Consider the following 12,301-nt stretch of genomic DNA (forward strand, 5'->3'; position numbering starts at 1 on the left):
TATCGATACCGAGTACACACACTCAATCGGCATCCAAAAAGGCCACATCTAACCCCGCGACACGCCGATAGCAGACACACATTTTGTCGCTTAACCCGCGAATTCGGCATTTCCCGTGCATTTGGGGAACCGCTGTGGATTTGGTTCGGTGGCCTGCTCGGCGTGGTTGCGCTTACTGGAAATATCCTGTTGTTTCCTCATCTGGGTGCGGTCCAGACCGTGGTCCTACCCATTGCGGGCCAGATCATGATGGGCCTTGTCATCGACCACTGTGGACTATTTGACTCCCCCACTTCCCCTCTATCCCTAGTTCGCGCGCTAGGGGCACTAGTTGTCCTCGGTGGTGTGATTTCTATTGTAGCCAGCCCCGGCGCGCCGACGACGCAAGAAGACAGTGCTATGGCGTTATGGCTTTGTCGCCTCGCAGGCTTTGTCTTTGGTTGCTTTACCGCAAGCCAATCCGCCATTAACGGCCACCTTGGTCAGATCACCGGGTCGCCCGTTAGTGCGGCTTTGGTTTCTTTTAGCATTGGTGTTTCCGCGCTGGTAGTGCTCAATATTGCTTTGCGCTGGCGCCCTCGCATTGAGCGTCCCGAGGGTAAGGCTAACCCATGGTGGATGTGGGCAGGCGGCGCCTTGGGAGCCTTGTTTGTCTTTGGCAACGCGGCCTTAGTACCGCAGATTGGTACTGGGCTTACTGTGGTGGCAACGCTTCTTGGTTCCATGGTGGGCTCCGTACTGATCGATCGCCTGCGGGGCGCCCCCGTAGCAATGCGCCAGGTAGCCGGCATTGCAGTAATTTTGGTTGGCGTAATACTCATCCGCTTGGTGTAGGCCCATCGTCTGGGGTGCGCCCTACGCTTTACCGTTCTGGGCATCTGGTTCCTTGACTAGGCTGGGAAGGCATGGATATCTCTTCGCTATTGGGCCTGGATTCCGGTGACGTATTCACCATCCGCACAAATATGGTCAGCACGCTAACCGGCTCGGCAACCATGAACCACGTTTCCGAAGACATGGGAAATGATACTGACGGACAGCTCTTCGCAGCTCTACGTAACTGGGCAGACGTCGTGTTGGTGGGTGCGCAAACGGTGCGTGCGGAGGACTATTCAGGAGTCGCTCCGGCCACGGATGGCTCACGTCCCGCTCCGATTGCGGTGCCTTCCCGCAGCCTTGATTTTGATATCACCTCGGACTTCTTCACGGATTTCACTACCCCTCCCATCCTCTTGGTCCCCCATAGCAGCTGGGACGATCAAGAGCTCGCACAGCGCATCGCGACCATCGAATCCGCAGGCGCGGAAGTCTGCGATGCTGGCGAAGGAACCGCGCAGAACTACATATCCGTCTTGAAGGACCGCGGGTTTAAGCGCGTACTCTGCGAGGGCGGGCCAGGAATGATAGGGCAGCTGGTAGACATCGATGCCATCGACCAGATGTATTTGACCCTAGACCCGCATCTATCTACCGGCGTGGAAACTCCCATGGCGACGTTTCAGGGCGAGCATTCCCATCGCCGCATGCAATTAGAAAATGTCGCGGCCGATCACGATGGCACGGTGTTTCTGCGGTATTCCCGCGCTCGCTAGGCCGTAGACTAAGGGGCCGTGAATTCCCGAATCAATGCCGCTGCCTGGCCCGTGGCCATCCTGCTTATTGTGCATCGCGTGTTCATCATCGCGCGCAATGGCACGCCGACGGATGACTTCACCACCGTGTATAACGCTGTGGCGCGCATGTCCACTGGCCAGCCGGTCTATGAGCAGGCTTATAACCACGTTGATCCGCTGTACCTGTATACCCCGGGGGCGACGCTGCTGCTCGCGCCGCTAGCGCACATCGATTTTTCGCTGGCACGGGGACTATTCATCGTCGCCAACGCGGCTGCAATCGTGGCCGCGCTAGCGGTGCTCACCCTTGCGGTGGGCCGCACACTTACTTCGGCAGTGTGGCCAGTATCCATCGCTTTGGCCTTTGTCACGGAATCGGTGACCAATACGCTCGCATTTACCAATATCAACGGCATTCTCTTGCTGTGCATGGCCGTGTTCTTGTGGGCCTTCGTGCGCGCCGAGCGCACCCCATGGATGGGCTGGGTGGCAGGCGTGGCCATTGGACTGGCCATCGTCATTAAGCCGCAATTTGCGCCGTTGCTCTTCCTGCCCCTGGTCAAGCTACAATGGCGCAGTCTCGCGACCGGCATCAGCGTACCGGTAGCACTCAACCTACTAGCGTGGCCGCTCGTGCCGGACGCTAGCGGCTTTGTGGATAACCTCCTGCCCTACCTCTCGGAAACCCGTGACTATGCCAATTCTTCCTGGGCAGGCTTCCACGCCTACGTTGACTTTAGCGCGGGACTGTATTGGACCGTGTGGTTGATATTTGCCGCGCTTTCGGCCGCAGCGATTCTCGGGCTTTTGCGCTGGCGCAACTCCGATCCGACCTTGTGGGCACTGACGACCAGCGGGGCGATCATGGTGGGTATCTTCTTCCTATCTTCCCTTGGCCAACAGTATTACTCCATGTGGTTATTCCCATTGATGTTTACCGTTGTGCTCAAGCGATCGGTTTTCCATTCTGCGGGTGCGTGGTTTGCGGCCTTTCTCTATTTGGCTCCCGTTTCCTGGGCGTCTACAGCGCACCCGGATGCTGGTCGGTGGATGAATTTTTTCACGGCCACGGTGGGATGGGCGCTGCTTATCGTCGCAATTTTCGCTACGGTCGCCGGCTGGTGGCGTGCCGCGCGCAGCACGGTTTAGACTCGGCCTATGACCGATTTCAAGCTCATTGCCGATACCGAATGGCGCCAGCGCTTAAGCCCCGAGGAATACTATGTCCTGCGCGAAGCCGGCACCGAGCCGCCCCACGTAGGCGAGTACACCAATACCACCACCGAGGGGGTCTATTCTTGCCGCGCGTGCGGAACGGAGCTTTTCCGCTCTACGGAAAAGTTTGAGTCCCACTGCGGCTGGCCTTCCTTTTTCTCCCCACTCGCAGGGGACAAAATCATTGAGCGCGAAGACAACTCGCTAGGCATGCGTCGTGTAGAGGTTTTGTGCGCCAACTGCGAATCCCACTTGGGGCACGTCTTTGAGGGCGAGGGCTACGATACCCCCACCGACTTGCGTTATTGCATCAACTCCATCTGCCTGGACTTGGAGGAAAAGCCGGTAGAAGGTGGCACCGCCTAAGGTGGCATGCACAAGAAAGCGCGCCCCGTCAGCAGCCTAACGTGCAGGCTAGTGACGGGGCGCGGCTAAGAGGAGACGTCGCCAAGCAGGGCTACTGCTGGGCGGCGCTTCTTTTAGGGCAGTACTGCGATAAGCTCTGCTACGTCCTTGACGCGGCGGCCGGTGTGGAAGGGAATCTCCTCCCGCACGTGGTGGCGGGCCTCGGTGTACCGCATCAAGTACATCAGGTCGACGATGCGGTGGAGCTCATCCGCCTCGAAGGCCAAAATCCACTCATAGTCACCCAGGGCAAAGGCTGGGACGGTATTTGCACGCACATCGGGGTAGTCGCGCGCTTGCTTGCCGTGTTCCATAAGGATGCGGCGACGCTTTTCCTCGTCCATGGTGTACCAGTCATAAGAGCGCACGAAGGGGTATACCGAGATCCACTCCTTCGGCTCCTCACCCATGATGAAGGATGGCAGGTGGGACTTATTGAATTCTGCCGGCCGATGCAAGGAATTGCCTACCCAGGTCACTTCGCTGACTTGCCCCAGAGTGGTCTCGCGGCGGAAGTCCCCAAAGACCTTCTGCAGGTCAGAGAATTCCTCAGCGTGCCACCAGATCATGAAGTCGGCGGAATCGCGCATAGCCGTGAGGTCGTAAATGCCGCGCACCGTTACCTTCCCGGCCTTTTCTACGCCGGCAAAGAACTCCTGCGCTTGGGCGATGATCTCCGCTCGCTCAGTGCCGAGCGCGCCCGGAATCACCTTAAAAACCGCGTGCTGGGAATATTGCTGAACCGCGTTGAGTTCCTTGTAGTCAAGCTTCGCCATTGTGTTCTCCTTTGCAGAAGCCTCTCGGTTTACGAACATATCCATCATAAGTTGGATATGGAAACTTGTCACTTCCCCTCCCACACAAATGGCGACACACTTGCGGATCGGCGCGCCTCCCCCAGCTAGAGCCCGCGAAACTATAGCTTGAACGTCGTGAGCAATTCCGAATCGACCACCCCACGCAGCGCCGAGGCTACCGCCCCCACCCCTTTGCACGGGCAGGCGGAAGGCCACGAACCAGCCACCACCGCCGCCTTCACTCAAGCAGTGGAGTCCATGCACGCGGCCGACCTGCGCCCTGAGATAGCCCTAGGCTCCATTCGTCCACCGCAACGCCTTGCGCCGTTTAGCCACGCAATCGGCCTCGAAGTGGTAAACGAAGACAACTCAGATATCGTGCCCACCGATGCAGAGGGCGACGCCTTTGGTCGCCTCATCCTGCTCCACGATCCGGGCGCTGAGGAAGCTTGGGAGGGCGCCATGCGCCTTGTGGCCTATATCCAGGCGGATATGGACGACGCCGTAGCCGGCGATCCCCTCTTGCCCGATGTGGCGTGGCAATGGCTCAACGAAGGCTTGGAAAAGGAGGGAGCCGACCATACCAATTTGGGCGGCACCGTCACTTCCACCGCGTCCGTGCGTTTTGGAGAGATTGGCGGGCCTCCGCGCGCCTACCAGATCGAAATGCGCGCTTCGTGGACTGCCGAAGGCCTCGACCTCGCACCCCACGTGCAGGCTTTTGCCCAGGTATTGGCCAACGTTGCCGGACTACCCCCTGAGGGCGTCACCGAGCTCGGCCGCTAATATGCCAGAATTGCGCAGCCGGCCGCTCGAGGGCATCCCGCCGGTTCTTGCCACCCCGGAGGAATTCACCGCTGCCGCAGCCCGCCTAGCTGCGGGTACGGGCCCCTTTGCCATCGATACCGAGCGCGCCTCCGGCTATCGCTACGATGATCGCGCCTTCGTAGTGCAAATTCGCCGCCGCGGCGCGGGAACGATGCTTTTTGCCCCTGAAGGCCACCGCGAGGAGCTCACGGCCGCCCTTGCCCCAGTGCTCAACGGCACGGAGTGGATTATTCACGCCGCCCATTCGGATTTGCCTTGTCTCGGGTGGCTCGGTCTATTTCCTGGCTCCATCTTTGACACGGAACTGGCGGCACGGCTCGCGGGATTTGAACGGCCCAATCTGGGCACTATGGTCGCGGAGCTTTTTGATGTCGAATTGGAAAAGGGCTACGGCGATGCCGACTGGTCCACCCCGCAGCTCAGCGAGGAACTCAAGGCATACGCCGCGCTCGATGTGGAACTGCTCCTCGAGCTGGCCGAAGCCCTGCGCGACATTCTGGCCGAACAAGACAAGATGGACTGGGCTTTAGAAGAATTTTCCGCCATAGTCCAAGAACATTCCGGAGACTTCGCTCCCCAGCCGCACACGTGGCGCGATCTGAAGGGCATCTCCAGTTTGCGCAGCGGCAGTCAGCTCGCTGCTGCTCGAGCGCTGTGGTTTAAGCGCGACGCTATCGCTCGGCGCACGGACACTGCGCCCGGCCGGGTATTAGCGAATAAGACGCTGGTAGAAATTGCGCGCGCCCTTCCCACCACCGCCGGTGATCTTGCCCGAGTCAAGGGATTTCCCCGCCGGCGCAAGGGCGCGACCGCCCGGTGGATGGCTGTCCTTCACCAGGCGCGCGCCGTTCCCCCGCAGCAGCGGCCTCGCGTCCATCGCGCCCCACAACCGGTTCCTTCCAAAACCATCTGGGCCAAGGACTACCCGGACCTATGGGAGATATACCAAACTATCCGCGCGGACATCGCCGATCTCGCCACTGAACTCGGTATGCCATCCGAACTCCTTATCCGCCCTGCCGCTTTGCGTGCAGCGGTATGGGCGAAGGTAGGTGTGCGCGCCGATAAGCGCCACGGCGGACCTGATTCTGTCGCCGGCGCCATTCGCCAGCCAGGCGACATCGCTGCGTTCCTCCGCGCGGAGGGCGCGCGCGAATGGCAATTAGAAATGACCGTCCCGATTATCGTGGACGGTCTTTTCTAGAAATATTTACAAGGCTAGGTTTAGTTCTCTTCTCCTCGCGCGTTGGCATCAGCAGTGAGGTTTTCTAGCCACTCGCTTATCGACGCCGACATAAGCTCTGGCGTTAGCCCAAATTCTTCCAAAACCTCGCCGCGGGAGCCGTGCTTAGGGAAATAACCCGGAACGCCGAGTCGGCGCACAGGAGTATCGACCTCGGCTGCGCTGAGGGCCTCCGAAATCATGGAGCCAATACCGCCGCGTACAAGGCCGTCTTCTGCAGTAACCACCAAGTCGTGGTCAGCGGCGAGAGCCACCACAGAGCTTGCCACCGGCGCTACCCAACGCGGGTCAACAACGGTAACGTTCACGCCCTGCTCGCCGAGCAGCTTTGCAGCCTCGATGCTGCGGGCGGACATGGCGCCGATGGAAACGATGAGTACCTCAGGGGTGTCCTCGCCGGCATCGGCTTCGCCATAGTGCAGGATGTCTACACCATCGCCCAACGTATCCACCGCTTCCATATCCGGCAGCAGGTTGCCCTTAGGGAAGCGGACCACGGACGGGCCAGATTCAATCTCTAGCGACTCACGGAAGAGCTCCCGCAGGCGCGCGCCATCGCGCGGGGCGGCAATATGCATGCCCGGCACAATGCTCATGAGCGCCATATCCCACACGCCATTGTGCGAAGCGCCATCGGAACCGGTAACTCCGGAGCGGTCAAGCACGATGGTTACCGGCAGCTTTAGCAGCGCAATATCCATAATGACCTGGTCCACAGCCCGGTTTAAGAAGGTGGAATATACCGCCACGACGGGGTGCATCCCGCCGAGCGCCAACCCAGAGGCAGAGGTCATTGCGTGCTGCTCGGCAATTCCCACATCAAAGAACCGCTCTGGGAAGCGCTCTTGGAAGGGAGCGAGCCCAGTTGGTCCGGCCATAGCAGCGGTAATGGCAACGAGGTCATCGCGCTTTTCGGCAGCGGCTAGCAGCTCCTCTGAAAAGGCGGCCGTCCAGCCAGGCTGCTTGGTGCCCTTAGCCACACCGGTGACCGGATCGATAGCACCGGTGGAGTGCATCTGGTCCTTCGGCTCATTGACGGCCGGGGCAAAACCGTGGCCCTTTTCGGTAACCACGTGCACGATGATGGGCCCGTCATAATCGCGGGCATAAGTCAGGGCATGCACCAAGCTATCGATATCGTGCCCGTTGATGGGGCCAATGTACTTCATCCCCAGTTCCGGAAACATCTCGGTAGGCAAGACGGTGGACTTGACGCCTTCCTTCATGGCGTGCAAGGCATCAAAGGCACGCTCACCTACCCATCCCATTTGCTTCAGGCGGCGCTTACCCTGTTCCATGAGCTCGTCATAACCGTGCTGGGAGCGGATGCGGCCTAGGTTTTCGGAAATGCCACCGATAGTGGGCGAATAGCTACGGCCGTTGTCATTGACCACGATGACCGCATTGCGCCCCTTATCCTCAGAGATATTGTTTAACGCCTCCCAGCACATGCCGCCGGTGAGGGCGCCATCGCCGACAACACCGATGACATTGCGGTGACCGTCGCCGCGAATCTTGAAGGCCTTAGACAAGCCATCGACCGTAGACAGCGACGCCGAAGCGTGGGAGGACTCGGTCCAGTCATGCTCGGATTCGCCGCGGTCCGTATACCCCGAAAGGCCGTCCTTTTGCCGCAAGGTATCGAATTGATCCGTGCGCCCCGTCAACATCTTATGCACATAGGACTGGTGCGAAGTGTCAAAAATAATTGGCTCGCGCGGAGAATCAAATACGCGGTGCAACGCAATAGTCAGTTCCACCACGCCCAAGTTAGGCCCCAGATGTCCGCCCGTGACGGAGACCTTGTCAATGAGGCGCTGCCGAATCTCTGCCGCCAGCTCCTCAAGCTTGTCTGCAGACAGTGCCTTGAGGTCCTGCGGCGAGCTAATGGTATCCAAGATAGTCATGGAGCGGCCTTCAACTCCTTCTGTGCTTAGTTCTTCTTTTCTACCGTACCCGCGGCGGGCGGTGAATATTATATCGGTCAATGTTCCGAGAACGGCGCGGCAACGTGCCACACCCCACCTCGGAGCTATAAAGGCTCCTTAGGCAGGGGTAATGAGAGCAATCGTTTCAAAGTGGTGCGTTCCGGGGAACGCGTTAATGAGTGCCATCTTCTCTATTCCGTATCCGTGCTGGTTCCAGTATCCCAAGTCGCGCGCGAAGGTGGCGGGGTCACATCCCACGTGAACGACCGCCTGGGGTGCAGCGGCCGCCACGGAACGAATCACGTCCTCCCCTGCTCCTGTGCGCGGCGGATCAAGGACTACAGCGCCAGGCTTGGGAAGCTGTGCGGCGACGTGCTCTACCTTCGCGGACTTTACTTCCACATCGCAGTCCGCTAGGCCGGCCTGTTCCCCGGCCGTAGCCGCCGGTGAGTAATCCACGGAGATAACCTTGCCCTGCACGGCGTCGGCCAATACTGGAACGAAGAGGCCAACGCCACCGTAGAGATCCCAGGCGGTGTGCTCTTGGTACTCGCGGCCGCCGAGCCACTCCGCTATCAGATCGGTATACGCGGCCGGAGCGTGGCTGTGGGCCTGCCAGAAGGCGGTAGCAGGAAAGCTAAACGTCCGCCCGTCGACATGCTCGTGCACCTTGCCGCTGCCTTCTACCACCTCACGGATGGTCTCCACGCGGCGCCCGCGCGGGGCCTTGCGGGTTTCTACCACGTGGCGGTTGCCCTCGCCATCGAAAACGGCGATAACCTCAGCACCTGGGGTAAACCGGCGCGCGCCCTCTCCAACGAGCCCCTCTGCCAATCCCGGAGCCAGCTGCGTACACGCAGCGCCCGTAACAAGCTCATTGGACCTACGCTGACGGGTTCCGGCGAGCCCTTGCTTGTCGACGCCCCACCTCACCCGCGTGCGCCATCCCCGAACCGGCTCTAAGGTGTACTGCTCAATTTTCAGTTCCTCGCCGGTGACAACACCGGTGCGGCGCAGCTGCTCCGACAAGATCTCTGCCTTGATTCCGGTTTCGGCCGCGGGATCCAGCTCGGCGAAATCACAGCAGCCTGCTCCTTGCGCGGCCGCAGGACATGACGATGGAACACGCAACGCCCCAGGGCTTAGTACGCTTTCCAGGTCTGCCTTAATGAACGACTTCTTTACACGGCCGGCCGTAGCTTTTACGACGTCGCCAGGAAAAGCGCGAGGGACGAATACCACTCGCCCATCCGGCGCCTGGCCAATTCCTTCCCCGCCGTGCGCCATGCGGTCAATAGTGACCTCAAAACTATCGCCACGGCTCATCGTTGATTCAGTCATTTTCTGCCTCAGACTTTTGTTCTCGTTCTGCGTTAGTGTGCTCACCTGTGCCCGCCGCTGCGTCAACGGCTGCATCCGCGCGGCGCACCATCCACACGGTCAACGCCGTAACTAGAAGCGTCAACGGCCACCCCATCAGGATTCGGGTCACCCCTAAGGCCGTGGTTGCATCCGCATCATAAATGGCGCGTTGAACAACAAAACGGGCCAGGAAGATGACCGCCCACCCACCAGTAGCGATGGCATAAGCCCGGCGCGCCTCTGGAACCTTTTGCCACTGCATTTCCTCGCCATTGATCCCCTTCCAGATGACACCCACAGCGGGCCACCGAAAAAGGATTGATAGTACCGCGGCAATGCACAGCGCCAACGACATCCAGATGCCGTACAAGAAATACCCCTTTGCATCACCGGTAAACCAGGCGATGGCTGCGCAAAGAGCCACTCCCAGCAGACCCGATATGGCTGGCTGCAGGGTCTCTTTACGGATTACCCTCCAAAGTGCAATAACAACGGCCACGCCGAGCGCCGCCGCTAAGGCTGGCCCCAGCCCAAAGAAGTTATTGACAGGAATCAGCACAATGACCGGCAAGGTCGCCGAGATGAGCCCTGACAAGCCTCCCATTTGCTCCAGCAGGGTGGGTTCGGCAGCAGACTCCTCAGAGTCCAGGTTCTTAGCGTCCGGGGAAGGTTGCGGCGAGGAAGAATGTGTCACGTGGTTTACTGCTTTGCCTAGTTCTTGGAATTAGGTGCAGAGCCCTCATCGGGATTCTGCGGGGACGATCCATTCTCACCCTGTTGTGGGGTACCGCCCAAATCGCGCAAGTGTTGCTCCGCCTCTGCTTCTGCCGCAGGGTCGGGGCCGCCCCCGCCGTTTTCTGGGTGGTGTTGAGCATTAGCGGCTGCCCGCTGTTCTTGCTGGCGCTGGTCCATTGCCTGCTTGACCTGCTCTACGAGCTGCTCGGGCATGATGACCGGCAAAGCATTTCCCGCCAGGATGGGGTCTTCCCCGCGGTAGACGAAGGTACGGGCAGCAACCTCGCGGGCCATGTCTGCTAGGTCTGCTTCCATACCGGCCGGCGCGGCCAGGGTCATGCGCAGCATCCAGCGCGGACCATCTGCGCCGATAACGCGGACCTGACCGTTGTCGTTCTTGCCCACGACCTCAGCACCCCAAGGGCCTGGCTCGGTAGTAACGGTAAGTCCGTCGCGGCTCATGCCCTCCTTGATTTCCTCCACGGATTCTGCCCACTGGCCCGGCTTACGTGGGGCGGCAAAGGCTACTGGAGTAATTCGGCCTACCTTGGTCACGATGTGCAGCATTCGTGGGCCTTGTTCGCCCATTTCCACTTGTACCTGGGATTCCTTTGGCAGGGGGATACGCAGGGACCCCAGATCTAATACGCCAATGGAAAAGTCGCTGAAATCGAAGGTCTCGATATCGACGGAGTCGCCATCAAAGGGGCCAGTCTGGCCATTGATGGCATCATGGGCGAATTCGCGGGGTTCATTGCCAGAAGCCGCCGCGGCATCTGCTGCGGTGTCGCCTACTGGAGCATAGGTCTCCTGCGCCTCCGCATCCGCGGACGTGGGGTCCGCCGACTTTTCGCTTTGTGCTGCAGGCTTTTCCTGAGCCTTCTTTTCTTCGTCGTTCTTCTTGCCAAAGGGCCAGATTCCCATGGGTGCTACGTCCTTTCTAAAAGTTTCGTTGAGTCTCTACTGCTTGAACTACGCACCGGTAGAGCCATAGCCGCCGGCTCCGCGGACGGTGTCATCCAATTCTGCAACCTCAGCAAACCCCACCAGCTCTACGCGCTGGACCACGAGCTGAGCGATGCGCATTCCGCGTTCGATCTCAATGGGAGTGCGCCGGTCGTGATTGATGAGGCAGACCTTGATCTCCCCGCGGTAATCGGCATCCACCGTGCCCGGGGTATTGACAACGGAAAGCCCTTGCTTGGCGGCTAGTCCGGAGCGCGGGTGAATTAAACCGACCGTTCCTAGTGGCAGCGCAATAGCAATCCCGGTGCCGACGAGGGCGCGCTCGCCGGGTTGCAGGGTAAGAGCTTCAGCTGCATAGAGGTCCGCACCGGCGTCACCACGGTGGGCGCGGTGCGGCAACGGAAGCTCCTTATCCAGGCGCTTGACTTTAACGTCCCCAAAGGGGCTTTCTGGTTGAGAATGCGGAATCGAGTCAGTCACCTGGCCAATCCTACCTGCCTTGGAAGGTTCATTCTGCGGCGCGTGTGGTCTAGACTGACTAGACGTGTCTGATACATCTGCTACTTCCGCAACTCCGGCACCGTCAAGCGCCGCTTCGGCACAGGGCACGGTGGCTCCTCAGGTGCTCTACCGCGAACGCCAATGGGTCCCTTGGTATTTTTGGCTTTTTGCAGCCGCCATCGTGGGGCTTACTTCCGCTACCGCTGGCCTTAACCGCTCCATGTGGTGGACCATTATTCCCGCGATCCTCCTTGGTGCTATCGCCGTATGGGTGCTTATTACCTGGTCCAATACAGTCATCAAGGTAGAGCGTGACCCGGATGGAACGCGTTGGCTCACGGTCAAAGATGCCCAATTGCCTAACGACGTCGTGTCGCGGTCTATCACCGTTCCTAAATCTGCGCGGCGCAATGCGCTGGGTCCGCAGTTCGATCCCGCAGCGTTTTTGGTTTCCCACGCTTGGGTGGATGAGCACGCCATGATGGTGCTCGATGATCCAGAAGATGATACTCCTTATTGGCTCATCGCCTCGAAGGATCCGGAGGCTTTGCTCCACGCTTTCGTTCCGGAACAGCACTAAACTTTATTGACTTCGCACGCCACAGAAAACTTGATTTCTAGTGGTCGTGGAAACACCTGACATGGGTTAGGTGATTGTGTGGAGTCGAAATGGGTTCCGGATTCTGCTGTTGTGGCGCGGTTTGCGTC

The 12,301-nt window shown here is 59.5% G+C and carries 13 protein-coding genes; 7 read left to right on the forward strand and 6 right to left on the reverse strand.

Translation table 11 applies throughout. The features are described 5' to 3' along the window. The first annotated feature begins 108 nt into the window (after nucleotides 1-108). The 4 genes from BKN05_RS10875 to msrB all read left to right on the forward strand — a co-directional run bounded on the left by BKN05_RS10875 (nucleotide 109) and on the right by msrB (nucleotide 3,194). Nucleotides 109-834: a DMT family transporter gene (locus BKN05_RS10875; protein ID WP_286688652.1), complete on the forward strand. Its 726-nt coding sequence runs from the start codon at nucleotides 109-111 to the stop codon at nucleotides 832-834. Nucleotides 835-905: 71 nt separating this feature from the next. Next, on the forward strand, nucleotides 906-1,592 hold the full coding sequence (locus BKN05_RS10880; protein ID WP_286688644.1) for a pyrimidine reductase family protein: 687 nt from the start codon (nucleotides 906-908) through the stop codon (nucleotides 1,590-1,592). A gap of 18 nt (nucleotides 1,593-1,610) precedes the next feature. Beyond that, entirely contained in the window at nucleotides 1,611-2,762 is a 1,152-nt protein-coding gene (locus BKN05_RS10885) for a glycosyltransferase family 87 protein (protein WP_286688645.1), read from the forward strand. Nucleotides 2,763-2,771: 9 nt separating this feature from the next. Next, entirely contained in the window at nucleotides 2,772-3,194 is a 423-nt protein-coding gene (gene msrB / locus BKN05_RS10890; protein ID WP_005328550.1) for a peptide-methionine (R)-S-oxide reductase MsrB, read from the forward strand. 113 nt (nucleotides 3,195-3,307) lie between these two features. On the opposite strand, the gene hemQ is transcribed toward msrB, so the two are convergent. Then, entirely contained in the window at nucleotides 3,308-4,009 is a 702-nt protein-coding gene (gene hemQ, locus BKN05_RS10895) for a hydrogen peroxide-dependent heme synthase (RefSeq protein WP_286688646.1), read from the reverse strand. 147 nt (nucleotides 4,010-4,156) lie between these two features. Here hemQ and BKN05_RS10900 point away from each other — a divergent pair, with 147 nt between their 5' ends. Further along, nucleotides 4,157-4,816 carry a DUF3000 domain-containing protein gene (locus BKN05_RS10900; RefSeq protein WP_396334676.1) on the forward strand — a complete coding sequence of 220 codons (660 nt, stop codon included), beginning with the start codon at nucleotides 4,157-4,159 and terminating at the stop codon, nucleotides 4,814-4,816. 1 nt (nucleotide 4,817) lies between these two features. Further along, nucleotides 4,818-6,062, forward strand: coding sequence for an HRDC domain-containing protein (locus BKN05_RS10905; RefSeq protein ID WP_286688647.1), 1,245 nt, complete (start codon nucleotides 4,818-4,820; stop codon nucleotides 6,060-6,062). Between the two features lie 20 nt (nucleotides 6,063-6,082). Here the strand turns inward: BKN05_RS10905 and dxs are convergent, their stop codons facing one another. The 5 genes from dxs to dut all read right to left on the reverse strand — a co-directional run bounded on the left by dxs (nucleotide 6,083) and on the right by dut (nucleotide 11,572). Next, nucleotides 6,083-8,008, reverse strand: coding sequence for a 1-deoxy-D-xylulose-5-phosphate synthase (gene dxs, locus BKN05_RS10910; protein ID WP_286688648.1), 1,926 nt, complete (start codon nucleotides 8,006-8,008; stop codon nucleotides 6,083-6,085). Nucleotides 8,009-8,146: 138 nt separating this feature from the next. Beyond that, nucleotides 8,147-9,370 (reverse strand): class I SAM-dependent RNA methyltransferase, encoded by a 1,224-nt coding sequence (locus BKN05_RS10915; protein ID WP_286688649.1) that lies wholly within the window; start codon nucleotides 9,368-9,370, stop codon nucleotides 8,147-8,149. Then, complete coding sequence (locus tag BKN05_RS10920) at nucleotides 9,363-10,085, reverse strand: DUF3159 domain-containing protein (protein WP_374043197.1); 723 nt, start codon at nucleotides 10,083-10,085, stop codon at nucleotides 9,363-9,365. The genes BKN05_RS10915 and BKN05_RS10920 overlap by 8 nt, the downstream gene beginning before the upstream one ends. A 17-nt stretch (nucleotides 10,086-10,102) precedes the next feature. Further along, nucleotides 10,103-11,050, reverse strand: coding sequence for a DUF3710 domain-containing protein (locus BKN05_RS10925; RefSeq protein WP_286688650.1), 948 nt, complete (start codon nucleotides 11,048-11,050; stop codon nucleotides 10,103-10,105). Nucleotides 11,051-11,098: 48 nt separating this feature from the next. Then, nucleotides 11,099-11,572: a dUTP diphosphatase gene (dut, locus tag BKN05_RS10930; protein WP_286688651.1), complete on the reverse strand. Its 474-nt coding sequence runs from the start codon at nucleotides 11,570-11,572 to the stop codon at nucleotides 11,099-11,101. 64 nt (nucleotides 11,573-11,636) lie between these two features. Between dut and BKN05_RS10935 the strand changes: the two genes are divergently transcribed. Beyond that, nucleotides 11,637-12,173, forward strand: a complete 537-nt coding sequence (locus tag BKN05_RS10935) for a DUF3093 domain-containing protein (RefSeq protein WP_049377388.1) — start codon at nucleotides 11,637-11,639, stop codon at nucleotides 12,171-12,173. Nucleotides 12,174-12,301: the final 128 nt, after the last annotated feature.

The sequence above is a fragment of the Corynebacterium sp. S5S1 genome (assembly GCF_001913985.1).
In the GTDB taxonomy this organism is placed as follows: domain Bacteria; phylum Actinomycetota; class Actinomycetes; order Mycobacteriales; family Mycobacteriaceae; genus Corynebacterium; species Corynebacterium marquesiae.